Raw genomic sequence first — 24851 nt, forward strand, 5'->3', positions numbered from 1 at the left:
GAAGAGAGGATTCGGCCATGTGGCACCCGACCCTTCACTGATAGACGGTGGCGGTTGATGTCGGGTGATCTTCGAAGACGCGATCGAGCGGCCGAAACCCGGCGAAATCCCAATGTCGTCCCGGGGCCGCGAGCATCAGCGAGCGGGTGTAGGCATGCTCGGGCGAGCCCAGCACGCGCTCGGCCGGCCCATACTCCACGACTATCCCTTTCTGCATCACCATCACCTCGTCGCAGATCTGGGCGGCAACACGCAGGTCATGGGTAATGAACAGCACCGCGATGCCGAGCCGACGCTGAAGCTCGTCGAGCAGTTCGAGAACCTGGGCCTGAACCGAAACATCCAGCGCCGAGACTGCTTCGTCGGCGACCAGCACATCGGGCTCCATCGCCAGCGCCCGGGCGATGGCGATCCGCTGACGCTGTCCACCGGAAAACTGATGGGGGTAGCGGTCCAGCGCATCTTCCGGCAAACCTACCAACGCCAGCAGCTCGGCGGCTCGCGCCAGTGCCTCTTCCCGAGGCGTACCGTAGTTTACCGGGCCCTCGACCAGACTGGTGGCGATCGTCAGCCGCGGGTTGAGCGAACGGAAGGGATCCTGAAAGATCATCTGAATCCGCTTGCGATGCGGCTTCAGCGCGGCGTGTCCGAGGCTGGCGATATCCTTGCCCATCACCCGCACGCCACCACCGGTGGGCTCGATCATGCGCATGACGCAGCGCGCTACGGTCGACTTGCCCGAACCGCTCTCACCGACGATGCCCAGCGTCCGCCCGCGCGTCAGCGCGAAGTTGATGTCACTGGCCGCCGGCGTCTGCAATGCCGTCTTACCGGTCCAGCGCGCCCAGGCCGAACGTTCGCCATAACGTTTCTCGAGTTCGATCGCCTCCAGCACGATTTCGCGATCGGTCACTGCGCGTGCCGTTCTCGGTCGCAGGCTCGGCACCGCCGTCAGCAGTTGGCGGGTGTACTCCGTCTTGGGCCAGCGCAGCAGATCCTCGATCGGCTGCGTCTCTACCACTTCACCGTCACGCATCACGCAGACACGATCTGCAATGTCGGCCACCACCCCCATGTCGTGCGTGATGAACAGCACGGAGGTGCCATGGCGCTTCTGCAGTTCATTGATCAACTTGAGGATCTGCTTCTGCGTGGTGACATCCAGCGCGGTGGTGGGTTCGTCGGCAATCAACAGCTTGGGCTCGAGGATCAACGCCATCGCGATCATGATTCGCTGGCGCTGGCCGCCCGAAAGCTGATGCGGCCAGCTGGCGTAGACGCGCGCGATATCCGGCAGCTGTACCTGGTCGAGCATCTCCAGCACGCGGTCCTGGCGCTGCTTCGAAGAGAGCCCCTTCTGGTGCATGATCAGCACCTCTTCGATCTGCTCGCCGACCCGCATCAGCGGGTTGAGCGCCGTCATCGGCTCCTGGAAGATCATCGACATGCGACTGGCGCGAAGGTCTCGCAGCCGGCCCCTCGAAGCCTCGAGCAGGGAATCCCCCTCCAGGTCGATATGTCCCCCGGTTGCCTTGAGAATGCCCTTGGGCAAAAGCCCCATGACCGCCAGCGAGGTGACCGACTTGCCGGATCCGGATTCGCCGACCAGGCAAAGCGTTTCGCCCGCGGCAATCGTGAAGTCGATGCCCTTGAGAATCGGCTTGGTCGGCGTTGATTGCGGCGCGACCCTCAGCCCCTCGATAGTCAGCACCGGATCCGGCATCCGGGCGGGATGGATGGCTTCATGGATCATTGCGCACCTCCACGTTTCTGCAATCGGGGGTCGAGGCGGTCACGGGCGGCGTCGCCGAGCAGATTGATCGACAGAATGCAGATCGACAGCATGATGCCCGGCCAGAAAATCAGCGATGGCTTGATCAGGAAGTAGGTTCGGCCCTCCGCCATGATATTGCCCCAGGTCGGCGTCTCGGTACCGAGGCCAGCGCCCAGGAAGGAGAGAATGGCCTCGGTCAGAATCGCCGAGGCACAGATATAAGTGCTCATCACGATCAGCGGCGCCAGCGTGTTGGGCATCAGATGGCGCCACATGATGGTGAAAAGACTGCTGCCCAGCGCCACGGCTGCCTCGACGTAAGGCTCTTCCCGCGCGGACAGCACCACCGAACGGACCAGGCGCACGATCCGGGGAATTTCGGGGATGGTGATCGCCGCCATGACCGTCCACAGGTTGGCACTGATCAGGGAGACGATGGCGATTGCCAGCAGTACGCTGGGAATCGCCATCAAACCATCCATGACGCGCATAATCACCGCGTCGAGACTGCGAAAGAAGCCGGCCAGAATACCCAGCGGCAGGCCGATGACAACGCTGATCAGGGCGCTGCCGATCCCCACGGTCAGCGAGACTCGAGCCCCGTAGAGCACTCGTGACAGCAGGTCTCGACCGTAGGCGTCGGTTCCCAGCCAGTAGGTGTCGTCAGCCGGCTTCAGGCGGTTTGCCGGCGACATGTTGAGCGGATCGTGAGGCGCCAGCCAGGGTGCCAGGATGGCCACGACAACGATCAGGATTAGACAGATCGCGGCCAGGATGATGGTCCATCCGGGGCGTCGACGTGGCCACAATCGCAGTCGCCGTCGGAGTGGCATGGTCTCGGAGCGCTCAGCGGCAACGGCTTCGGGCCTTGATAGACTCATTGGTAACGAATCCTCGGGTCGAGCAGCGCATAGGAGAGATCGATAGCGAGATTGATCAGCACGTAGACCCCGCTGGTGACCAGAATCAAGCCCTGAATGACGGGATAATCGCGGGAGAGAATGGCATCGACGGTCAGACGACCGAGTCCGGGAATGTTGAATACGCTCTCGGTCACGACCACACCGGTGATCATCAACGCGAAGCCGGTACCGATCACCTCGAGTATCGGCACGCCGGCGTTGCGCAGCGCGTGCTTGAACAGGACCCGCTTCTCGCTGGCGCCCTTGGCGTGCGCTGTACGGATGTAGTCTTCACCCAGCACGTCGAGCATGCTGGCGCGGGTCATGCGCGCAATCAGCGCGATATAGATCGTCGACAGCATCAGCGCCGGGAGAATCGCATGCTGGATGAAAGGTCCGAAGCCATCCTGAGAAATTCGCTTGAAGCCCTGCACCGGCAACCAGCCGAGATCGATGGCGAAGATCTTGATCAGGATGTAGCCGATCACGAACACCGGTACCGAGAACCCCAGCACCGACATCGACATGATGGCGTTATCGATCAGGCTGCCGTGTTTCCAGGCCGCGATGACGCCCATCGGCACTGCCACGACTACCGACAGCGCGATGCTCAATAGGGCCAGGCTGACGGTCGGCTCGAGACGCTGCGCCATCAATTGCGTCACCGGAAGATTCGACATCAACGACGTGCCGAAATCGCCGCGCAACAGCTCGCCGGACCAGTGGAAAAACTGAATATAGATGGGCTGATTCAGCCCCAGGGTTTCGCGGATGCGATCCAGTTGCTCCGGCGTGGCCATATCGCCGGCAATGATCGCGGCGGGGTCACCCGGCGAGAGTCGCAGCAGCAGAAAGACGAACAGCGCAACCACTACCATCACCGGTACTGCCGCCAATGTCCGACGCAGACAGTAGCTGAACATGAGCGTACTCCGTTGCAGTTCACAGCAGGAACGGGACGCGACGACAGCCGCGCCCCTCCTCGATCACTCGGACTTGGTGATGTTCCAGAACACCGGCACCGGCGAATGCAGAATGCCGGAGAGATCGTTATTCCAGGTTGCGGGGACCGAGTACTCGCCCAGCGGGATATAGGTCACCTGTTCGAAGGCATGCTGCTGAATGCGCTCGGCAATCGCCTTGCGGTCATCGTCACTGGTGGCCTTGGCGAACTCGTTGCGCATCGATTCGAGTTCGGCATCGTTCGGCCAGCCGAACCAGCCGCCGTCCTTGCCGCGGCCGTTGAGCATCGGGTTGACCAGCGGATTCCATACCTCGGGGATATACCAGTTGGTAAAGAACATGTTCCAGCCGCCTTCCGACGGTGGCTGCTGGCTGGCGCGGCGCGTCACCAACGTCTGCCAGTCCATCGGCTGCAGATCGACAGTGAAACCGGCCTGGCGCAACAGCTGCGCTGCTATCACTGGCTGTGGGCTTACCGTCGGCGCGTCGGTCGGCTGCATCATGACGACGGGCGTACCATCGTAGCCGGCGTCTGCCAGCATCTTTTTCGCCGCCTCGGTCCCGCCACCGGCTGCCAGCGAGTCCGGTGCGCCGGCATCGGTCGCTAGCGGCGTCTGGCAGCCATACATCGAATCGCAGGGTGTGTAGAACTCGGGATTGCCGATCAGGGAAGCCAGCACATCGGTCTGATTCATCGCGAGTAGCGCGGCACGACGGATCTCGGGGTTATCGAATGGCGGATAGAGAAAATTGAAACGCCCGATGGTCTGATTGCCCAGCTCGTTGATCTTGTCGATGGTCAGTTCAGGATTGGCCTGCAACACGGGCAACAGGTCGGTGGAGGGATTCTCTAGAAAGTCGATCTCGCCGGAATTGAGCGCATTGAGCGCGGTCTGCGCGTCACTCATGTTGATCCATTCGACGCGATCGACTTTGACCACCTTACCGCCGGCGGTCCAGCTGGCCGACTCCTTACGTGGAACGTAGTCTTCGAACTTCTCATAGACGACCCGGTTGCCAGGATCGTACTCGTCGGCGACAAAAGTGAAGGGGCCTGAGCCGATTTGATCCTCGACCGTCAGCGTTTCGTCGGGCGATTTGCTGGCGATACGCTCCGGCATCACGAACAGCGGCACCGATGAAGGCTTCGCCATCAGCTCGAGGACATAGGCGAACGGCGACGATAGCGTCAGCGTCATGTTGCGGGCATCCGTCGCTTCGACGCTTTCGACATGATCCATCAGCATCTGACCGCCGCCATCGCGAGCAGTCCAGCGTTTGAACGACGCCACCACGTCCTTGGCGGTCACTTCTCCCCCATCGTGCCACGACAGTCCATCGCGCAGGGTGAAGGTGTAGGTCATGCCATCGTCGGAAACCGACCAGTCCGCCATCTGCGGTTGCGGCTGAAATTTATCGTCCATGCCCAGCAGCGTGTCCCAGATCATGTAGCCATGGTCGCGGGTGATGTGAGCGGTCGTGGTGATCGGGTCGAGTACGCGCAGTCCGGAGTGCATGACCGCGCGAAGGGTATTGGCCTCGGCCGGCGCAGCGGCAAGCGATGAAATCGCGCCGCAAGTGGAGAGGAATGCCACCATTGTCATACCGCCCAGCAGACGGCGGCGTGCAACGGAAAAACGACGCGAGAAAGGAGTCGCCATGAGAAACCTCGTTGTCGATCTTATGGTTGTCGTTAACGATAAGGACGGACGCGATTGTTATTGTTCCTGCCGTTGGCAGGACCGCCCGGCCCATGTCGCTCTTCCCCGAGAGTAGATCCCGCAGTGAAGAAAACAATACTTTCGTCGACAGGTTAGTGTTGCTTAAAAAGCAACATCCGAAGCATTCTTGGAACTCCTTCTATTCGGACGCGCCCCGTGGCCCATGACAAAGAACCGTTCCCGGCCCACCTGAACAGCCGCTGGCTTCACTATTTCTCGCAGGCGCTCGACGCCGGCTCGATCCGCACCGCTTCGGACCGCCTCGATGTCGAACCCTCCGTCATCAGTCGCCAGATTCGACAGCTCGAGCAGGCGCTCGGCGTGACGCTGGTAGAACGCCATGGTCGCGGCGTACGCGCCACCGAAGCTGGCGGCATTCTGCTCGACTTCTATCGAGAGCGAGATGTCGCCGAGCAGACGCTGCTCGGACAGCTAGCCGAACTGGATGGGCTGCAACGCGGTCATATCAGTCTGGCGATCAGCGAGGGGTACAGCGACCGCTTGATGAGTGGTGTGATGAACGATTTCTGCGCTCGTCATCCACAACTGACCGTCGAAATGAACCTGGCCAACGTCAACGACGTGGTGCGTCAGGTCTACGAGGGCCAAGCCCATATCGGCATCGCCTATGCGCCCAGGCTGACTCCTGGTATCGAGTCGGTCGTCTCAGTCCATCAGCCGCTCTGCGCTATCGTTCACCCGGGACATCCGCTGACTCGACTGCCCCAACCGCTCGCGCTGGATGCCACCCTCGAATGGCCGCTGGGTCTGGTGGGTCATGGTTATGGTATCCGGCAGTTGATCGACGCCGCGGCAATCATCAGCAAGCGTCATTTCCATGCCAGCCTGGTCAGCAACTCACTGGCTACGCTGAAGCAGTACGTGAGTTCCGGCGACGGCGTGACCTTCATCGGCCGCGTGGCTCTGCTGCACGAGCTGCGGCGCGGCCAACTGGTCGCGCTGGAGATCGATCATCCGGTCTTTCAAGAAGCAGAAGCGCACGTCATCGTGCGTCGTCAGCGTCCGCTATCGCCGGCCGCCAAGCAGCTGCTGAGGGAGATCGTCGACCTCTGGCCATTCGGTGAACGCGAGCGGGTCGATTGGTAGGCGCGGTTCAACACCGCGGCGTGGGAAACGCCATGACCTCGGCGATCGAATCTTTCATCAACGCCAGCTGAATCAGGCGATCGACGCCGAGTGCCACGCCGCTGGCGGGCGGCATGCCGGATTCGAGCGCTGCCACCAAACGATGATCGATATCGACCGTTGGCTTGCCAAGCGCCTGGCGCTGGCGGTTGTCATCGGCGAAGCGCACGGCCTGCTCCGCGGCATCGGTCAACTCGTCGTACCCGTTGGCGAGCTCGATGCCGTGAAGATAGATCTCGAATCGCGAGGCCACTTCCGCGCCGTCCTCCGGATCTCGATGCTTGCGCGCCAGCGCCGCTTGGCTGGCCGGATAGTCGACGACGACATCGATCCCCTCTCGGCCCAGCAGCGGCTCAATAGCGAAGCTCATCAGCAGGTCGAGACAGCCGTCACGATCGGCATCGGTCATAGACAACCCGCCGATCTCGGCGCCACGCTGGCGCAAGATCGCGAGCGACGTGGTGAACGGATCGACATCGAGCGTCTCGCGGAAAAGATCACGGTAGCGCCGCTGACGCAGCGGGCCCGGGTCGATCGGCAGTACGTGGCGAATCAGCGCATCGCATTCGTCGATCAGCCCCGCCAGCGACAGACCCGGGCGATACCACTCGAGCATGGTGAACTCGATGTTATGGCGCCGCCCGACCTCGCCGTCGCGAAAACTGCGCGCCAGCTGGAAGATCGGACCGCTGCCGACGGCCAGCAGCCGCTTCATGTGGAATTCGGGAGACGTCTGCAGCCACAGGCGTTCATGGCCATCCGGCGTGATCGCTTCGAGCGCCAGCGAGTCGAGATGCGGATCGGTGCTGCCGCCATGACCGAGAATCGGCGTCTCCACTTCCAGCACGTCCCGAGCCGCGAAGAACGCCCGGATTTTCGCCATCAGCTGCGCCCGCGCGCGCAGCGTCTCGATCGTGGCCGTGGGCTGCCAGTCATCGGCGCCGCGAATATCCGTCACAGGTGGTAGACCTGACTGCGGCCACCGTCGATCAGAATATCGGTGGCGTTGATGAAACGGGCTTCGTCACTGGCCAGGAATAGCGCCGTATTGGCGACTTCGTCGGCTTCGCCCAGCCGTTTGCAGGGCAGCAGCTCGACCTGGCGCTGACGCTCCTGCTCGTCGCACTGCGCCAGCCAGGCCTCGGCGGCGGGCGTGCGGATCAGCCCCGGCGAGATCGAGTTGACCCGAATTCCGCGATCCGCGTACTCGATGCCCAGCGACCGGGTCAGCCCGATCAGTCCGTGCTTGGCTACGGGATACGGGAAGGCACCGGGGACGACCTTGTGGCCGTGAACCGAAGCGATATTGACGATATGGCCGTATCGCGCCGCCAGCATACCCGGCAACAGCGCCTGAATCATGTGCCAGGCGCCCTCCAGATTGATCGCCAGGCAGCGCCGCCAGGTTTCCCGATCGAGTTCGAGCGGATCGCCGAAGACGTTGACGCCGGCGGCGTTGACCAGGATATCGATGCGCCCCGTCGTCGAGAGTGCCTGCTCGACGCCGGCAGCAATGCTGTCGACATCGGCGACGTCGGCCTCGACCCCCACACAGCGCGAGGCAAAGCGGGCAGCGAGCCTTGTCGATTCGCGCTCGAGAGCAACCGTATCGCGATCCAGCACGACGACATCGGCCCCTTCGGCGAGAAAACGTTCCGCGGTTGCCAGGCCGATACCGCTGGCACCGCCGGTGATCAACGCCTTGCGCCCCGCTAGTCTGGCCATTTCATGTCTCCTCACCCACTGTCCGGCGCTATTCGGCAAACACTCTGTCAAGCATAATGCGATCGGCGAACGGCAGTCGATGTCCCGCCGGCCAGCCAGAGGTCGCCCTAACGACGAAAGCCACGCGCAGGCGTGGCTTTCGAAGAATCAATATCGAGTTTCTTCCGCGAACGCCGTGTGCTCTCCCAGCGCTCGCAGGAAGAACTTTTCAAGCTCGGGAGACGTACTCGCCGCTGCGCGTATCGATCTTGAGAATTTCGCCTTGGTTGATAAACAGCGGCACGCGCACCGTCGCCCCCGAGGAGAGTTTCGCCGGCTTGGAACCACCCTGGGCAGTGTCGCCCTTGAGGCCGGGATCGGTCTCGACCACTTCGAGCTCGAGGAAGTTGGGCGGAGAGACGGCAATCGCGTTATCGTTCCACAGCGTCACGGTGTAGACCGCCTGTTCCTTGAGCCACTTCTCGACGTCGCCGATGGCTTTCTTGTCGACCGCGTACTGCTCGAAAGAGCCGTCGGTCTTCATGAAGTGCCACATGTCGCCATCGGAGTAGACATACTCCATGTCCAGATCCATGACGTCGGCGCCTTCCAGCGATTCGCCGGATTTGAACGTGCGCTCCCAGACCCGTCCGGTGTTCAGGTTGCGCAGCTTGACGCGACTGAAAGCCTGGCCTTTACCCGGCTTGACGAATTCGTTCTCGAGAATGTTGCACGGGTCGCCATCCAGCATCACCTTCAGGCCGCCCTTGAATTCGTTGGTAGAATAGTTCGCCATGATTCCTCACAAATGAACGATCGCGGGCCATCCGCGACGACAAATCCCAATTCCGCGCTATGCCCTGCGGCATGCGCTCTGATTTTAAGTGGTCAGCATGATAACCCGAACCCCGATCGCTGTGCATTGCGAAGAGGTCGTACACTCGGCGTCCGTATCCGACACCCCGGCTGGCGACTGGCAGCAACAGCTGCGTGATGTCGTTCGCGATCCCGTGGCGCTATGTCAGCACCTGGCCCTGGACCCCAACTGGGTATTGGGCGCACGGACGGGCCACGAACTGTTCCCCGTGCGGGTACCGCAGGCCTATCTCTCCCGAATACGTCGTGGCGACCCCGATGATCCGCTGCTGCGCCAGGTACTGCCGCTGGACGTCGAAAGCGATGCCGTGCAGGGCTTCGTCGATGACCCGCTGGAAGAGCGCGATCACACTCCCAAGCCGGCCTTGATCCACAAGTATCCCGGCCGGGCGTTGCTGATCGCCAGCCCGACCTGCGCCATCAACTGCCGTTACTGTTTTCGCCGGCATTTCCCTTACGCCGACAACGCGCCCTCGATGCGCGAGTGGGAGCAGACGCTCGATTACCTGCGCGAGGATGCCTCGATCCTGGAAGCGATCCTTTCCGGCGGCGATCCACTCGCCTCCCCGGACCGTCGCCTGGCGACGCTGGTCGAGCGGCTGGATGCGATTCCGCACCTCAAGCGGCTGCGCATCCACACCCGCCTGCCGGTGGTGATTCCCGACCGGGTCGACGATGCGCTGCTCGACTGGTTGCGCAAGACTCGACTGCAGACCGTGATGGTGCTGCATATCAATCACGCTCAGGAGATCGACGAAGCCGTCGTCGCCGCCTGCGCCCGGCTCAAGGGCGCCGGTGTCACGCTGCTCAATCAGAGTGTGCTCCTGCGCAGAATCAACGACGATGTCGACACGCTGGCTGCACTCTCGGAGCGCCTGTTCGAGGCCGGGATTCTGCCCTACTACCTGCATGTGCTCGATCCGGTATCGGGAGCGGCTCACTTCGACGTGCCCGATCACGAGGCCCGTCAGTTGATGGAAGCGCTGCGTCAGCGTCTCGCCGGTTTTCTGATGCCGCGCCTGGTACGCGAAGTACCCGGTGAGCTGAGCAAGACACCGCTATGAGGAACTCAACCCGGTTCCGTCACGAGGAGAGATGTCGATAGTCTCGCCAGCCGCGCAGGGTCAGATAGGCGAGCGGCCCGGCGGAGCCAAAGCAAAAGGTGATGACGTAAAACACCAGTAGATAGCCGATACCGTGGCCGCGTCGGCGTGCGTCGAAGAACATCCATACCGCGACCATGATCAACGCCAGGTAGACATCGAACACTACCATTGCGGTCGTTGGACGACTCATCAAGCCGCTGGCGAATTGGCCCAGCGTCTGGTCGCTGGTGGAAATCGCGAAGATCGTGTATCCCATGAACACGATCAGCGTCATCAGAGGTACGAGAAAACGCAACATCGGCAACATCCTGTGTGGCAGTGCGTTTGACAGGCTTTATAAGAACTCAGGATAGCGGCAGCGTCACCTGAACGCTCAGGCCACTGGCGGCCGGCAAGGAAGTCTCGTCCAGACGGATATCTCCCCCGAGCCGCTCGGCCAACTCCTGAACGATCGACAGCCCGAGCCCCGATCCGCTGGTGCGCTGCCCGGCCAGGCGCACGAAGCGTTCGAACACGCGCTCCCGCTCGGCGACCGGGATGCCCGGCCCGCTGTCGGCAATCTCGATATGCAATCGCATCTCAGCCTGCCACATTCGCAGGCGCACCAGGCCGCCCTCCGGCGTATAGCGCACGGCGTTGTCGAGCAGGTTGCGCAGCAGCACGTAGAGCCCGTTCTCGTAACTGAGCACACTCAACGCCCCGGGGATGTCCTGAGTGAATCGAATCGCCCGACTCTCGATCAGCGGCTGAATGTCGCGCTGCAGTTCTCGCCCCAGTCGCGTCAGATCGATCCTCTGGCGATTCAGGCCACCCTCGCTTTCCAGTCGCGATAGCGTCAACAGCTGTTCGACCACGCGAGTCATCCGATCGACGCCGTAGATGATCGAGCGAGCACCGCGTTGGGCGCGCTCCTCGCCGGTATCGTTCAGCAGGTTCTGGGCGTGCACCTTGATGGCGGCCAGCGGCGTGCGCAGCTCGTGCGCGGCGTTGGCGGTGAAGCGCCGCTCCTTTTCCAGCGTCTCGGCCAGCCGACCGAACAACCCGTTGAGTGCGCTGACCATGCCGCGGATCTCTTCCGGCACCTGGCTGCCATCGATGGGCTCGAGAAAGCTCGGTTGGCGCGCCGTGATCTGGCGGCTGACGCGCAGCAGCGGCAGGAACCCGCGCGCGATGGCGAAGGGTATCAGCAGAGCGATCAACAGCACCCCGATGACCGGCGGCATCAGATTGCGCAGCGCGATCTGCCAGGTCAGTTCGTCGCGCACGTCATCCCGTTGGGCGGCGCTGGCCCAGACACCGTGGACCTCATCGTAGAGCGTGAACGTGCGCCAGTCGTGACCGCCACCTTCGGCATGCGCATAGCCCGGCGCGGGTATCAGCGTGTCCAGCAGCCCGGGGGCTTTCATGCCCAGCAGCGCATGGCCGTCGGTGTCCCAGATCTGGAACCCCAGTTTTTTCTCGTACGGATGGCCCAGCGGCGTGGGCGCATCGGTGGAGCTTTCAGGTACCAGGACCGGTTGCAGTTGAAGATCGCGGATCATCTGCTGAGGCTCGCGGCCGCCATCGCCACGATACTCGAAGTAGAGCGCCACCATCGTTCGCGTGGTCTGCGCCAGCTCGGCGTCGAACAGCTCGTTGATCTGATCGCGGGTGTCGTGATAGCTCCAGAGTGCCGCGATCGAGGTGATCAGCGTCACCGAAATCAGCAGAACACGGCGAAGATAGCGACGAATCGAGATCAATCCGTCGCTCCCAGCCGGTAGCCGACGTTACGCACGGTCGCCACCACATCGCTGCCGAACTTCCGTCGCAGGTGATGAACGTGAACCTCGATGACGTTACTTTCGACCTCGGCATCCCAGCCGTAGAGCACCTCGACCAGTTGATCGCGGGTGAAGACCTGGCCGGGATGTGTCATCAGGTTGGCCAGCAGGTCGTGCTCGCGGCGCCCAAGCGCGACCACAGCGTGATCGAAGCGTATCTCATGGGCTGCCGGGTCCAGCGTCAGGCGACCACAGTTCACCGTGGGTGAAGCACGCCCCGCGCTTCGACGTACCAACGCCCGCAGCCTCGCCAGCAGCTCGCCATTGTCGAACGGCTTGATCAGATAGTCGTCGGCGCCACTGTCGAGCCCGCGAATTCGGTTGACGACATCGTCCCTGGCGGTCAGTACCAGTACGGGAATCTGACTGCGGGACTCCCGCAGCTGTTTCAGCACCTCGAAACCGTCGATATCCGGCAGTCCCAGGTCCAGTATCAATGCGTCGAAAGTGGAGTCGTCGAGCGCCTCGCAGACCCCGCGACCCTCCGTCAGCCACTCCGGCACCATCTGTTCACGCCGCAGTACATCGACGACCCCCTCTCCCAACAACGGGTCGTCTTCAACCAGCATTACCCTCATGGCATTCTCTCTTACTGTCGCCATCGTTTTCGTACGGTCGCCAGCGTGGGCGAAACCGGAATTTCGAAGTCATTCATATCGTTCAGACCGCTCGATCGCCGATTCATTGCACTATCCATTCACTGTCCCAGTCCACTGCGCCGGTCCAGTACCCGTACCCTTTCAATACCACGCCACGCTTCCAGCACCGTGCACTCTTTCAGTACTACGCACTCTTTCGGTACCACGCACTCTTCGATCTGGGTCCCTCACTACCATGGCGGGATGCAATGGTTCCGGCCGGTGGCGATGCCGTAGCCGTCGCGGCATTTCTGCCATGGCATCGTCATGGGCTCGGCCGACAATCGGCAACAGGCCCGGCGGCGAGTGTAAGCCGATTTTAAGATTAGGCTGTCATAGTGAGTGTTCCGAACGGGACGAGCTAAGTCGACGCTTTGGAAACCAACAGGATTTCATCATGCTCGAACTACCCACTCTATCACTCGTGATCATCGTCCAGGACGCCATGCACCGCGTCGGCAACGTTGTCGCCGAGGCTTCCCAGGCGCTACGTCATGCGACGAGTCTCGAATTCATCGTCATCGATGCCGGCTCGGGCGAGAGCGACGACAGAAACAACCGTGGCACCCTGAGGCAGCTAGCGGGCACCGATAACCGGATCCGGCTCTATCGTCAGCCGGCCACCCTCGGTGCGGACGCCGCCCTGTGGCAAGCCGGCAGCCTGGCGCGCGGAGAGTGGATCGTCACGCTCGACGCTCATGGCAGAGATGATCCGCACGATATTCCCGACATGCTCTGCGAGGCCCGGCATCAGGGATTGACCCTGGTCGAAGGGATTCCCCTCGACCCGCGCTGCCGGTGGAGAAAGCCGCTGTTTCGCGTGGCGAGAATCCTCGGTATCGAGCTGGCCGATAGCGAACGCTGTGGCCTTCGCCTGATTCAGCGCGAGGTGCTGACCTCTCTGCCATCGGTGGAAAGCCTGCACCGTTTCCTGCCGTTGCTGATCCGCCGCAGCGGCGGTCGTATCGGCAGCTACCGCGTCAATCGGCGTCAGGTGTCGTCGATGCCGCGGTCTTCACGCTGGTCGATGCCCGCGCGAGTGGCGGGATACGCCAGGGACTGGTTGGGCATGTGGTGGCTTTCCCGACGCTGGCACGCCCAGCGCCCGTCGGGCAAACCCCGGGTTCGTGTCTACGCCCGTTGAGGGCAATGGCTTCCGACGAAAGTGCCTTTAAAGATAGCGCCTTTGACGATGGCGCAGCCGACAGTAGCGACGCTAACGGTAGCGTCGCCCGTCGAGTTCCAGCCAGCCTCCAGGGCGTTCGCCAGCCGGATCGTGATGAGTCCAGTGGATCACGCCACCCTGCGCATTCCAGACATACTCCCCGCGAAAGCGTAAGCGATCGCCCGGCGCGATAGACGCCAGGCGCGGCGCCACGTCGATGTTGTGCGCAATCAGCAGCGTCTGCCCGGTCGCGAGCGCGACGATGATACGCTGGTGACGACTCCCCTCTCGGTCATCCGGCAAGACACGCTCGACCCTTCCCGCCGCTTCGATCCAGAACGCCTCGCGGTGCGTCTCGAACGCATGCTTGAGCGTCGTCTCGGCGCGGCTCTGGGAGGCAACGCCATCACCGGTATCGGAGCCAGGCACGGACGACGGAAAGAGCCCTCCGGCCCCGCCCAGCTGCTTGACCAGCGGCGTCACCGCAGCCAGAACCAACAGCCCGACCAGCACCCATCGATAACGCCTGAAACCGCTTTGTCGCATGCCAACTCGCTTTTCGATCGCCTGGATTTACGTCGATTCGATTTTACGTCGCTTCGACGTCCAATCGACAACGACGACTCAACGCCCTCGACCAAATGCGCCGACATTATCTTCGTCGCTACTATATTCGCCGAAGCTATATTCGCCGACGCTATATTGGTCGGCACTGTCCCGATGTCGAAATCGGCCGTACAGACGCACAAAAAAAGGCCGAACCCAATTGAGGTTCGGCCTACGCTGTGTGCCCGTCCTGGGCTACCTACTCTGAGGACGAACTGTCGAAAGAGTTCCGGCTGGATGAAAAAAAACCCGTAAACTCTCGCCTCCCGGGTTAATCGTCACTCTCATCGAGTATCTGGACTCCCCGTTTCCACAGGCCAATCAACGAGCTGGGCGCCGCGCGTTCATCCAGTTCCCATTCGCGTGAAGGAAGACTCGACGAAATCTCCAGCGTGACGCGAAACCAGCGTCCGTCGGCCCCGGCCGGAGCGGCACCCGAGTTTCGTCGAGCATCCCCCTGAGAGTCCGATGGCGAATCGGCAGTGCCGTTAGCGTCAGCGCTTTGATGGATCGAACCCTGCCGATCGAGCTCTTCCAGCACCCGCTGCAGCTTGTTGCGCTGCGGCTCGCTCAATTCCTGACAGTCGATTCGCCTGGGTGCCGACAGGCCGGGAGTCACCACGAAACCACCCTCTCGGCTAACCAGCAATACGCTGGTCGACTCCAGCCAGAAGCGGCCCTTGCTGTTCATGACAACACGCCCACGTCCGCCCAGGCACGCTGAACGATGCGCGTGGCATCGCTGTCGGCGCCGAACCGCTTGGCCGCACAGTCGACGGTCAGCCGAGCGAACTCGGCGAAATTGCCGTCGCGCTGCAGTCGCGGGTCGGTCAACGCGTCGAACCAGACCGGACCGGCCTGCTCCCAGGCAAAGCCGCCGAACGCTTTTGCCGCCAGATAAAACGCGCGATTGGGAATGCCCGAATTAATGTGCACGCCGCCGTTGTCCGAAGAGGTCCGCACGAAATCGTCCATGTGACCGGGTTGCGGATCCTTGCCCAGCACCGGATCGTCGTAGGCGCTGCCGGGATTGGCCATCGAACGCAGGGCGCGCCCATTGACGCGATCGGTGAGTAGCCCCTCGCCGATCAGCCAGTCGGCCTCATCGACGCTCTGCTCGAAGTGATGCTGCTTGACCATGGCGCCGAAAACATCCGCCAGCGACTCGTTGAGCGCTCCGGACTGATCGGCATAGACGAGTCCGGCTTCACGCTCGATGACGCCGTGGGTCAATTCGTGGGCAACGACATCGAGCGCCGCCGTGAAACGATTGAACAGTTCACCGTCACCGTCCCCGAAGACCATCTGGGCGCCGTTCCAGAAGGCGTTGTCGTAGTCTTCGCCATAGTGGACGGTCCCCAGCAGGGCCATGCCTTCGCCATCGATGGAAGCGCGCTCGAACACTTGCCAGTAGAAGACATGCGTGGCGCCAAGCCATCGATACGCTTCATCGACGGCCACGTCACCGCTATCGGGATCGCCCTCTTCCCGAACCAGATTGCCCGGCAGCGTCTGCTGGTTGTTCGCGGAGTAGATGTAACGCGCGGCCTCGCCGGGTTTGCCGCTATCGGCGGGCCGCGCCTGGATCGCCGTGGCGTTACGCAATCGAAACTGGGCATCGGTCTGCAGCGTCGCCCGCGCACACTGCTGCAGTCGCGCGTTGCCGTGAGACATGATGCGTTCGAGAACATGAGGCGGCATGATGCCTGCGAACCGGGTGGAATCAGTGGTTCCTGCCATTCGATCACCTCCTGTGAGCCAGAGTGAATGCTCACAGTGTGGTCCAATCTTCGGGCCGTCGCTGCCGCGTCATTGTTCCGTTTTGTCAGGAAAGGAACTGAAGGTCGTTTCCCCGCAACGACCTGGGGTTTGTCTGAAAAGTCGCCGAGCGAATGTCGGACAAGGCAAAAATCGGCGAAGAGGGACCGGGCTGGCGTCCCAGTTTCCGGGGTGTAAATGAGGACTTTGAGCCAATTTTTAACGACGTATGGCCGAGGGCAGGCAGTTTTCAGCCAAAGTCCAGCGAGTCAAGCCGCCACTCTCGACAAACCATAGTCCGTGGGTTCTACCACGCCTGACAGCCGGCCGAGCTGCTCGAGACCCTGGCCGGCCAGGATCCGATCAAGACGGCCATGGCGGCTGTGGGCATTGAGAACCAGATGGACCTGCGAGGGTCGGCCCTGGGCGTCCAATCGCTGCACCCAGGCCAGCGCTCCGCTGGCGTATCGCACCAATGAGCCTACGGGGGCGATGCCGAACAGACGCACATAGCGTTGTACCCACACATTGTCGAACACCTCCGGCTGACTCAGCAGATGCCGATACGCATCGACCAGCGGCCAGGCCTTGCGGTCAGCGCGCGGGCGCGTCAGCGCATCGATGACATCGACCACCGCGAGCATTCTGCCCAGATCGTCGATAGCGTCACCGCGAAGCCCGTGGGGATAACCACTGCCGTCGAGGCGCTCGTTGACCTGTTCGATCACTGGCGAGGCGATGGCCGGCGATAACCAGCGGCATTCGGCCAGTCGTTCGCTGATCTGCGTGACATGCCCCGGCAGCAGTGCCCGCTGCGAATCGCTCAGGGGCGCGCGACTCTCGAGCAGGCTGCTCGGCAACGACGCCTTGCCCAGATCGTGCACCAGCGCGCTGGCCACGATCGCTTTCAGCGAGTCGTTATCATATCCCTGACTGCGCGCCATATCGGCGGCGCGCACCGCTACCGACAGCGCGTGTCGCACGGCAGCGGGCTCGGATTCGAGATAACCCAGTGCATAGAGCAACGACTCCCGACTCTGGCTGCCCAGCGTCAGCAGCGTATCGGCGTGCCGTGATAGCAGCGATGGTGCGATCACAGTGCCATTTTGCAGCTGTAGACTCTGGGCATTGAGATAGTCGGCTATTTTCCGCAGACGCCGGACGATCGCGCTGGCATCGCCCGCGGCGACGTTATCGGCGGTGACGGCCGATCTGGCCGATGATGGCCGACGCCCCTTCGGAAACCGAAACAGCGCTGAAGGCTCCAGCGGCTGATCGCTGGCCGATGCCCTGCGCACGCCCTCACGCTCGATCTCCTTGACGCAGTACCACAGAAATCGCTCGCTATCGATCGACAACTCATCGAACTCGCAGCCAACCAGCGCCATGGTCCAGTCGTCATCGGTCCGGATATGCCGCACCCGGCCCTTGAGCTCGAGATACCGTTGATTGGGAAAGATCAGCTCGAGGACGGAAAACGCCTGCGAGGGAGCCAGCTTGACGGCGTCCACCAGCCGCATGGCCAGCAGACATCCGCCCAACGACAAATTGCGAACGTCTGCCTCGATGACGGGCAGGTCGGCCGCCAGGGTCAAACGCGTCTCGACCCCCATCTCAGGACGTAGCGGGGCGCGAAATGTACCGCGCCGGTGAAGCGTGCTGACGAACTCCGGATAGCTGCAGAGAAATTTTATCCGCGGTGTTTCGTCCAGGCGTTCGATCATCGTCAGCGCCGAGGTGCGAACCAGTGCGCCCCTGACATGACCGATGAGGTGAAACGGATCGCCCCGGGTTAGCGGCTCGGCCAGAGCAGGCGCCGTGGTCACATCCACGACCAGAGATTGAGGATGGAGAACGTCGTCCAGCAGCACCGGCCAGAAGGCGCTACCGGCGGCATCGAATGCCAGATTGACGCTGCCCTGAAGACAGAGCGGCTCCAGCCACTCCTGCAGGGCAGGTGCTTGATAGATATCCGTGGAGGCAGAGTCGGACATGAGGGCTCCGAAAACACGTGGCGCGATCGCGAAGAACGGTTCAGGAAACGAGTTTACCGCCGTTTCCCGACATTATGTAACAATTCGTTATCGACCGTTCCGAAACCTTCTTGATCCTGAGCCGCTCTTCGTCGCCCGATCCACTTACAGTGATGTCCCTCAGTGCTCTGGAGAGAGCGTCGCCAGATCCGAGGCGGAGTAGCCCAGTAGATAAAGCAGCCCGTCTAGCCCCATGACCGAGACGGAAAGCGCAGCCTGACGACGTACCAGCGGCTTGGCGTGAAAGGCCACGCCCAGGCCGGCGGCCGCCAGCATCTCGAGATCGTTGGCGCCGTCACCCACGGCCACGGCCTGGCCCGGATCCCAGCCTTCGCGTTCGACGATCTGCTTGAGCATCATCGCCTTGCGCTCGGCGTCGATGATCGGCTCCTGTACCTCGCCGGTCACCCTGCCATCGCGAATCACCAGTTCGTTGGCGTGGATTTCGTCGAAACCCAGCCTCGCCTGCAGATAGCGGGCGAAATAGGTGAACCCGCCGGACAGAATCGCCGTGCGATAACCCAGCCGCTTGAGATAGCCCATCAACCGCTCGAGCCCTGGCATCAGCGGTAACGACTCGGCGATGTCGGCCAGTACCGACTCGTCGAGGCCCTCGAGCTTGCTCATGCGTTCGCGAAAGCTCTGCTGAAAGTCGAGTTCGCCCCGCATCGCGCGCTCGGTTATGGCAGCGACTTCGTCGTAGACACCGTGACGTCGGGCCAATTCATCGATGACCTCGGCCTGAATCAGCGTCGAATCCATGTCGAAGCAGATCAGTCGGCGATGCCGTCGCCAGAGATCGGCAGGCTGCAATGCCAGATCGACGGCGAAACGCTCGCTCAGGGCAAGGATCTTTTCGCGCAGCAGCGTCGAGTCACGTACCGCGCCACTGAGCCGCCACTCCAGACAGGCACCTGCATCGCCCGGCGAGTTGGCCGCATCGAGCCGGCTCTCGGCGGAAAGACGTCTGACCTGCTGGATGGTCAATCCCTGCTCGGCCGTCAGGGCACCGACTTCCGCCATGACCTCCGCCGACAGCGCGGGCGCCATCAAGGTCAGTATCCAGACAGGATCCTTGGCAACATCCGCCCATAGCGTTTCGCTTTTGGCGGACACCGCTTCGACTCGACAATCCAGACCGAACACGTCACCGGCCGTCGGCAGCATCGCGCCGAGATCATCGGCGGTCTCGACCAGCGCTTCCAGCGTGACTTCACCGAAGGCGACGTGCTGGCTCAGGTCCAGCAGACGGCAGTTGGCGCTGACCAGTGCCGTACCCAGTGCAGCCGTCTGACCGGGCCGTGCAGGCCCGGTGGCTCGCACCACAAAACGTTGTGACATCTTTTCCCCACGAAGCGCCGCAATGCGCTTTCTCTCTTTATCAAATGCTCGTTATCAAATACTCGTTACCAGATATTCATCATCAACTCGTGCTTTCAGGACTCGATCTCCAGTCGGTCGACTTTCTGGAATCCCCGCGCCAGCTTGCTGCCGCGGCGGCCGCGCTCGCCGGTGTAGTACTCGAGGTCTGCCGTCTTCAGGGTCTGCTTGCGCTTGCCGGCATGCACGATCAGCGAAGCGCCCTCCGGCAGCAACACCAGATCGCGGACGAACTCTTCACGTCTCGCCGCTTTGGCGCCCGGGATGTCGATCATCTTGTTGCCCTTGCCTTTCGACATCTCCGGCAACTGGGATAGCGCAAAGACCAGCAGCCGCCCCTCATTGGAAACCGCGGCGACCCTTACCCCGTCGCCCGCCGGTATCGCCTTGGGCGACATGACATTGCAACCCTTGGGCACCGAAAGCACCGATTTGCCGGCCTTGTTCTTGCCCAGCAGATCCTCGAGCCTGACCACGAAACCGTAGCCGCCGTCGGACGCCAGCAGATAGCGGGCGCTAGGCACGTCGAGCATCAGCCCGGTCATGGTCGCCCCGGCCGGGGGATTGATCCGCCCGGTCACCGGCTCGCCCTGGCCGCGCGCGGAGGGCAGGTTGTGCGCGCTCAGCGTATAGCTGCGCCCGCTATCGTCGAGCAGCACCAGCGGCTGGTTGGTCTTGCCTCGTGCCGCCAGATGAAAACTGTCGCCGGCCTTGTAGGAAAGTCCCGCGGGATCGATATCGTGGCCCCGCGCCGCACGAATCCAGCCTTTATCGGACAGCACTACTGTGACCGGATCGGCGCCCACCAGTTCCACCTCGGAGAGCGCCCTGGCCTCGCTGCGTTCGACCAGCGGCGAGCGGCGAGGATCGCCGTAGGCCTCGGCCGCTTCCCGCAGCTCCTTCTCGACCAGGTCGGTCATCGCCGACTCGGACCCGAGCAGCTTGTTGAGACGTTTGCGTTCGGCCTCGAGCTCGTCCTGCTCGCCGCGAATCTTCATCTCCTCGAGCTTGGCGAGGTGACGCAGACGCAGTTCCAGGATCGCTTCCGCCTGACGCTCGGTGATGCCGAACGCGCTCATCAGCGCCGGCTTGGGCTCGTCCTCCTCGCGAATGATGCGGATCACTTCGTCGATGTTGAGATACGCGATCAGCAACCCTTCGAGCAGGTGCAGACGATCCTCGACCTTGCCGAGGCGATGCTCCAGGCGGCGACGCACCGTGGTGCGGCGGAACGTCAGCCACTCGCCGAGCATGGCGTTCAGTGCCAGGACCCGAGGCCGGCCGTCCAGCGCGATCACGTTGAGATTGACGCGGATACTCTTCTCGAGATCGGTGGTGGCGAACAGGTGCGCCATCAGTCCGTCGGCGTCGATGCGATTGGAGCGCGGCTCGATCACCAGCCGCGTGGGCGTCTCGTGAGTCGACTCGTCGCGCAGATCCGCCACCATCGGCAGCTTCTTGGCCTGCATCTGGGCCGCGATCTGTTCGAGCACCTTGGCTCCGCTGACCTGGTACGGCACCGCGGTGATCACGATGTTGCCGTCTTCACGCTCGTAGCGGGCGCGCAGCTTGACCGAGCCGCGACCGGTCTCGTAGAGCTTGCGCAGGTCGGCCGGCGGCGAAATGATCTCGGCGTCGGTGGGGAAATCCGGCGCCGGCAGATACTGCATCAGATCCGCGACGCTGGCCTCGGGCTGGCGCAACAGATGGCAGGTCGCCTCGACCACTTCCACCACGTTATGCGGCGGAATATCGGTGGCCATCCCCACGGCGATGCCGGTGCCACCGTTGAGCAGCACGTGCGGCAGGCGCGACGGCAGCACCGCCGGCTCGTTCATGGTGCCGTCGAAGTTGGGCGTCCAGTCGACGGTGCCCTGCCCCAGCTCCGCCAGCAGCGTCTCGGAGAAACGCGACAGCCGCGCCTCGGTATAGCGCATGGCGGCGAAAGACTTGGGATCGTCCGGACTACCCCAGTTGCCCTGACCGTCGACCAGCGGATAGCGATAGCTGAACGGCTGCGCCATCAGCACCATCGCTTCGTAGCAGGCGCTATCGCCGTGGGGGTGGAATTTACCCAGCACGTCGCCGACGGTGCGCGCCGACTTCTTGTACTTGGCGTTGGCGGTCAACGCCAGCTCGCGCATGGCGTAGACGATACGGCGCTGCACCGGCTTCATGCCGTCGCCGATATGCGGCAACGCGCGGTCGAGAATCACGTACATCGAATAATCGAGATACGCTTTCTCGGTGTACTCCTTGAGCGAAAGGCGTTCGACGTCGCCTTCCGCTACCTGAATATCCATGGTCATACGATTTTGACCTTGTTCACGATTGTGGAATCGTTGAGGGCAGCGCCCTCGTTAAACCTGTTAGCCGCCGCGAGCTACGAGCTACGAGCAACTGTAATGGCGAGTCGTTTTTAGCCGTGCAGTCACGTCGCGGAGCCCATTCGAGCGCAGAAAGGCTCAGACTTCGATCTCGGCCATGTTGCCGTAGTCTTCCAGCCAGCTTTTCCTGTCGCCCGCCCGCTTGCGCGCCAGCAGCATGTCCATCATTTCCAGCGTGCCGTCGTCGCGCTCACGGGTCAGCTGGACCAGCCGCCGGGTGTCGACGGCCATGGTGGTCTCGCGCAGCTGTAGCGGACTCATCTCGCCCAGGCCCTTGAAGCGCTGAACGTTGGGCGTGCCGCGCTTGCCTTCGAGGCGTTTGAGCGTGGCCGCCTTTTCGCTTTCGTCGAGCGCATAGAAGACTTCCTTGCCCAGATCGATGCGGTAGAGCGGCGGCATGGCGACGAAGGCGTGACCGGCATCGACCAGCGCCGGGAAGTGGCGCACGAACAGCGCGCACAGGAGTGTGGCGATGTGCAGGCCGTCGGAGTCGGCATCGGCGAGAATGCACACCTTGTGGTAGCGCAGCTTGGAGAGATCGTCGCTGCCCGGATCGAGGCCGATCGCCACGGCGATGTCGTGGACTTCCTGCGAGCTGTAGATGTCGGCGGATTCGACTTCCCAGGTGTTGAGGATCTTGCCGCGCAACGGCAGGATCGCCTGGGTCTCGCGATTGCGCGCCTGCTTGGCACTGCCGCCGGCGGAGTCCCCCTCGACAAGAAACAGCTCGCTCGAGACCGGATCCTGGCCGGAGCAGTCGGCCAGCTTGCCAGGCAGTGCCGGCCCGGAGGTGATCTTCTTGCGCGCCACCTTCTTGGCGCTCTTCTGGCGGCGCTGGGCGGCGTTGATCACCAGTTCGGCCAGCTGTTCGGCCTGGTCGACATGGTGGTTGAGCCACAGCGAGAAGGCATCCTTGACCACGCCGGAGACGAAGCCCGCCACCGTGCGAGAAGACAGCCGCTCCTTGGTCTGGCCGGCGAATTGCGGATCGAGCATCTTGATCGAGAGCACGAACGACACCTTCTCCCACAGATCCTCCGGCGACAGCTTGACGCCGCGCGGCAGCAGACTGCGGTATTCGCAGAACTCTCGCACCGCCTCGAGCAGACCGCTGCGGAAGCCGTTGACGTGGGTTCCCCCGAGCGGCGTCGGGATCAGGTTGACGTAGGACTCGAGCACCGGCTCGCCGCCCTCCGGCAGCCACTGGATGGCCCAGTCGACGCCCTGTTCCTCGTCCTCGAAATGGCCGGTGAAGGGTGACGGCGGCAGCACCTCGAAGCCATCCGTCGCCTGGGCGAGGTAGTCGCGCAGACCATCTTCGTACTGCCACACGTTTTCGGCGCCGTCGGTCTCCTTGAGCACGACCGTGAGCCCGGGACAAAGCACCGCCTTGGCGCGCATCAGATGCTTCAACCGTGGCAGAGAGAGCTTGGCGCTGTCGAAATAGTCGGCTTCCGGCCAGAAGCGCACCACTGTGCCGGTCGCCCGCTTGGCGCAGCTGCCGATGATCGACAGCTCCTCGACCTTCTCGCCCTTCTCGAACGCGATGCCGTAGCGATTGCCCTCGCGACACACCTCGACCTCGAGGCGCGTCGACAGCGCGTTGACCACCGAGACGCCGACCCCGTGCAGACCGCCGGAAAAGCGATAGCTCGACTGGGAGAACTTGCCGCCGGCGTGCAGCCGGGTAAGGATCAGTTCCACCCCGGTCACACCATGTTCCGGGTGAATGTCGATCGGCATGCCGCGGCCGTCGTCGGAGACCTCGATGCCGCCGTCGTCGAGTAGGACGACACGAACCGTCCGGGCGTGTCCGGCCAGCGCCTCATCGACGCTGTTGTCGATGACCTCCTGCACCATATGGTTGGGGCGGGTCGTGTCGGTATACATGCCCGGCCTTTTGCGGACCGGATCGAGGCCGGAAAGCACCTCGATGGAGCTGGCACTGTATTGCGTCATGCAGGGTCTCGCCACGTTTGTAAGGTCAGAATCACTGGGTCAAAGTCACTGGGTCAAAGTTGCCGCGTCAAAGTCACTGGATCGAAATCGCCGCGCCATCAAATCGTCGCGGCAGCCCTGACACCGGCAAGGCGTGATGATCGAACAACAACCGATATCAAGATTTCTCTACCCCGAGCAGGATTGGCGACGATGATACATTACTGGACAGGCATACAGTAATGGTTTTGCCGCCGGAGATCAGCAGAGCTCCCTCAAGAGAACTCGAGGGAATCCGGCACGTGCCAGCCGCCGTGGGCGAAAAGCGCGGGCAGGTAGTCGGGCAGAACATTGAAGCTGTGATCGCCGCCCGGATGAATCAGCGTTCGACTGCCGGCATAGGCGCGCAGCGCGTCCCGACAGTCCAGCGTTTCGTCCGCGCCGCCCAGCAGCAGCAAATAGCGTGCCGGGTGCACGATGCGGTCCCATTGCAGCGTGGTCAATTGGTCGAAATAGCTATTGTCGATCGTGAAACGCTCACCCGAGTCGTCGTTGACCAGCGTCTGCCCCATATAATCGGCCACGAACCGGGCGGGCTGAACCGCGGGGTTGATCAGCACGGCGCGAAGGCCGTGACGCTCCGCCAGAATCGTCGCCAGGAAGCCCCCCATGGAGCTTCCGACCAGCAGCGTATCGTCATGCCCCAGCTGTTCCAGAGCCGCTTCCGCCTGCTGCCACGCCACATTCGGGCGATGCGACAGATCCGGGATCAGACACTCGAACGGGCGCCCTTCGTGCCGCGCCAACGCCTCGCAGGCGCGCTTGACCAGCTGCGCCTTGGGCGAAGCGCTGCTGCTGTTGAAGCCGTGCAGATACAGCAGCGCCCTGGCCGGCCGAACGCCAGCCTGCGGATCATTCGACATTCGTCGCT

General features: G+C 62.6%; 21 protein-coding genes. 3 read left to right on the top strand and 18 right to left on the bottom strand.

Going from position 1 to position 24851, the window contains the following annotated elements:
- Positions 1 to 34: 34 nt before the first annotated feature.
- From DOM58_RS06350 to DOM58_RS06365, 4 genes are all read right to left on the bottom strand, one after another.
- Positions 35 to 1753, bottom strand: a complete 1719-nt coding sequence (locus DOM58_RS06350) for an ABC transporter ATP-binding protein (protein ID WP_245392180.1) — start codon at positions 1751 to 1753, stop codon at positions 35 to 37.
- The gene (locus DOM58_RS06355; protein ID WP_223162137.1) at positions 1750 to 2655 is read right to left on the bottom strand and encodes an ABC transporter permease; all 906 of its coding nucleotides are present in this window, start codon (positions 2653 to 2655) and stop codon (positions 1750 to 1752) included. The genes DOM58_RS06350 and DOM58_RS06355 overlap by 4 nt, the downstream gene beginning before the upstream one ends.
- The gene (locus tag DOM58_RS06360) at positions 2652 to 3599 is read right to left on the bottom strand and encodes an ABC transporter permease (protein ID WP_075563882.1); all 948 of its coding nucleotides are present in this window, start codon (positions 3597 to 3599) and stop codon (positions 2652 to 2654) included. Before DOM58_RS06360 ends, DOM58_RS06355 begins: the two co-directional genes overlap by 4 nt.
- 63 nt (positions 3600 to 3662) lie before the next feature.
- Positions 3663 to 5300 (bottom strand): ABC transporter substrate-binding protein, encoded by a 1638-nt coding sequence (locus DOM58_RS06365; protein ID WP_223162138.1) that lies wholly within the window; start codon positions 5298 to 5300, stop codon positions 3663 to 3665.
- A gap of 216 nt (positions 5301 to 5516) precedes the next feature.
- Between DOM58_RS06365 and DOM58_RS06370 the strand changes: the two genes are divergently transcribed.
- On the top strand, positions 5517 to 6467 hold the full coding sequence (locus DOM58_RS06370) for a LysR family transcriptional regulator (protein WP_110692201.1): 951 nt from the start codon (positions 5517 to 5519) through the stop codon (positions 6465 to 6467).
- Positions 6468 to 6474: 7 nt separating this feature from the next.
- Here DOM58_RS06370 and epmA read toward each other — a convergent pair whose 3' ends face one another.
- From epmA to efp, 3 genes are all read right to left on the bottom strand, one after another.
- The gene (gene epmA, locus DOM58_RS06375; RefSeq protein ID WP_280951122.1) at positions 6475 to 7464 is read right to left on the bottom strand and encodes an EF-P lysine aminoacylase EpmA; all 990 of its coding nucleotides are present in this window, start codon (positions 7462 to 7464) and stop codon (positions 6475 to 6477) included.
- Complete coding sequence (locus DOM58_RS06380) at positions 7461 to 8231, bottom strand: SDR family oxidoreductase (protein ID WP_110692202.1); 771 nt, start codon at positions 8229 to 8231, stop codon at positions 7461 to 7463. Before DOM58_RS06380 ends, epmA begins: the two co-directional genes overlap by 4 nt.
- 208 nt (positions 8232 to 8439) lie before the next feature.
- The gene (gene efp / locus DOM58_RS06385) at positions 8440 to 9006 is read right to left on the bottom strand and encodes an elongation factor P (protein ID WP_075563880.1); all 567 of its coding nucleotides are present in this window, start codon (positions 9004 to 9006) and stop codon (positions 8440 to 8442) included.
- Positions 9007 to 9103: 97 nt separating this feature from the next.
- On the opposite strand from efp, the gene epmB reads away from it, so the two are divergent.
- Positions 9104 to 10150 carry an EF-P beta-lysylation protein EpmB gene (gene epmB, locus DOM58_RS06390; protein WP_110692349.1) on the top strand — a complete coding sequence of 349 codons (1047 nt, stop codon included), beginning with the start codon at positions 9104 to 9106 and terminating at the stop codon, positions 10148 to 10150.
- A 19-nt stretch (positions 10151 to 10169) separates the two neighbouring features.
- Here epmB and DOM58_RS06395 read toward each other — a convergent pair whose 3' ends face one another.
- Genes DOM58_RS06395 through DOM58_RS06405 form a run of 3 tightly spaced genes read right to left on the bottom strand, consistent with a single transcriptional unit; the run spans position 10170 to position 12593 of the window.
- A complete protein-coding gene (locus DOM58_RS06395) occupies positions 10170 to 10490 on the bottom strand; it encodes a DUF2834 domain-containing protein (RefSeq protein WP_110692203.1) in 321 nt (106 codons plus the stop codon).
- Positions 10491 to 10536: 46 nt separating this feature from the next.
- On the bottom strand, positions 10537 to 11934 hold the full coding sequence (locus DOM58_RS06400; protein ID WP_110692204.1) for an ATP-binding protein: 1398 nt from the start codon (positions 11932 to 11934) through the stop codon (positions 10537 to 10539).
- Positions 11931 to 12593: a response regulator transcription factor gene (locus DOM58_RS06405; protein WP_110692205.1), complete on the bottom strand. Its 663-nt coding sequence runs from the start codon at positions 12591 to 12593 to the stop codon at positions 11931 to 11933. The genes DOM58_RS06400 and DOM58_RS06405 overlap by 4 nt, the downstream gene beginning before the upstream one ends.
- 457 nt (positions 12594 to 13050) lie before the next feature.
- Here DOM58_RS06405 and DOM58_RS17455 point away from each other — a divergent pair, with 457 nt between their 5' ends.
- Positions 13051 to 13797 carry a glycosyltransferase gene (locus DOM58_RS17455; RefSeq protein WP_157957503.1) on the top strand — a complete coding sequence of 249 codons (747 nt, stop codon included), beginning with the start codon at positions 13051 to 13053 and terminating at the stop codon, positions 13795 to 13797.
- Positions 13798 to 13869: 72 nt separating this feature from the next.
- Here DOM58_RS17455 and DOM58_RS06415 read toward each other — a convergent pair whose 3' ends face one another.
- From DOM58_RS06415 to DOM58_RS06450, 8 genes are all read right to left on the bottom strand, one after another.
- Positions 13870 to 14364: a DUF3465 domain-containing protein gene (locus tag DOM58_RS06415; protein WP_110692207.1), complete on the bottom strand. Its 495-nt coding sequence runs from the start codon at positions 14362 to 14364 to the stop codon at positions 13870 to 13872.
- 331 nt (positions 14365 to 14695) lie between these two features.
- Positions 14696 to 15115, bottom strand: coding sequence for a protealysin inhibitor emfourin (locus tag DOM58_RS06420; protein WP_110692208.1), 420 nt, complete (start codon positions 15113 to 15115; stop codon positions 14696 to 14698).
- Entirely contained in the window at positions 15112 to 16164 is a 1053-nt protein-coding gene (locus DOM58_RS06425) for a M4 family metallopeptidase (RefSeq protein ID WP_075563873.1), read from the bottom strand. Before DOM58_RS06425 ends, DOM58_RS06420 begins: the two co-directional genes overlap by 4 nt.
- A gap of 287 nt (positions 16165 to 16451) precedes the next feature.
- Positions 16452 to 18176: an HD domain-containing phosphohydrolase gene (locus DOM58_RS06430; protein ID WP_110692209.1), complete on the bottom strand. Its 1725-nt coding sequence runs from the start codon at positions 18174 to 18176 to the stop codon at positions 16452 to 16454.
- A 159-nt stretch (positions 18177 to 18335) separates the two neighbouring features.
- Complete coding sequence (serB, locus tag DOM58_RS06435; RefSeq protein ID WP_110692210.1) at positions 18336 to 19556, bottom strand: phosphoserine phosphatase SerB; 1221 nt, start codon at positions 19554 to 19556, stop codon at positions 18336 to 18338.
- A gap of 95 nt (positions 19557 to 19651) precedes the next feature.
- Positions 19652 to 21904: a DNA topoisomerase IV subunit A gene (gene parC, locus DOM58_RS06440; RefSeq protein ID WP_075563870.1), complete on the bottom strand. Its 2253-nt coding sequence runs from the start codon at positions 21902 to 21904 to the stop codon at positions 19652 to 19654.
- A 156-nt stretch (positions 21905 to 22060) separates the two neighbouring features.
- The gene (gene parE / locus DOM58_RS06445; protein WP_075563869.1) at positions 22061 to 23941 is read right to left on the bottom strand and encodes a DNA topoisomerase IV subunit B; all 1881 of its coding nucleotides are present in this window, start codon (positions 23939 to 23941) and stop codon (positions 22061 to 22063) included.
- Between the two features lie 254 nt (positions 23942 to 24195).
- A complete protein-coding gene (locus DOM58_RS06450) occupies positions 24196 to 24843 on the bottom strand; it encodes a YqiA/YcfP family alpha/beta fold hydrolase (RefSeq protein WP_110692211.1) in 648 nt (215 codons plus the stop codon).
- Positions 24844 to 24851 lie beyond the last annotated feature (8 nt).

The organism is Salinicola halophyticus (assembly GCF_003206695.1).
In the GTDB taxonomy this organism is placed as follows: Bacteria; Pseudomonadota; Gammaproteobacteria; order Pseudomonadales; family Halomonadaceae; genus Salinicola; species Salinicola halophyticus.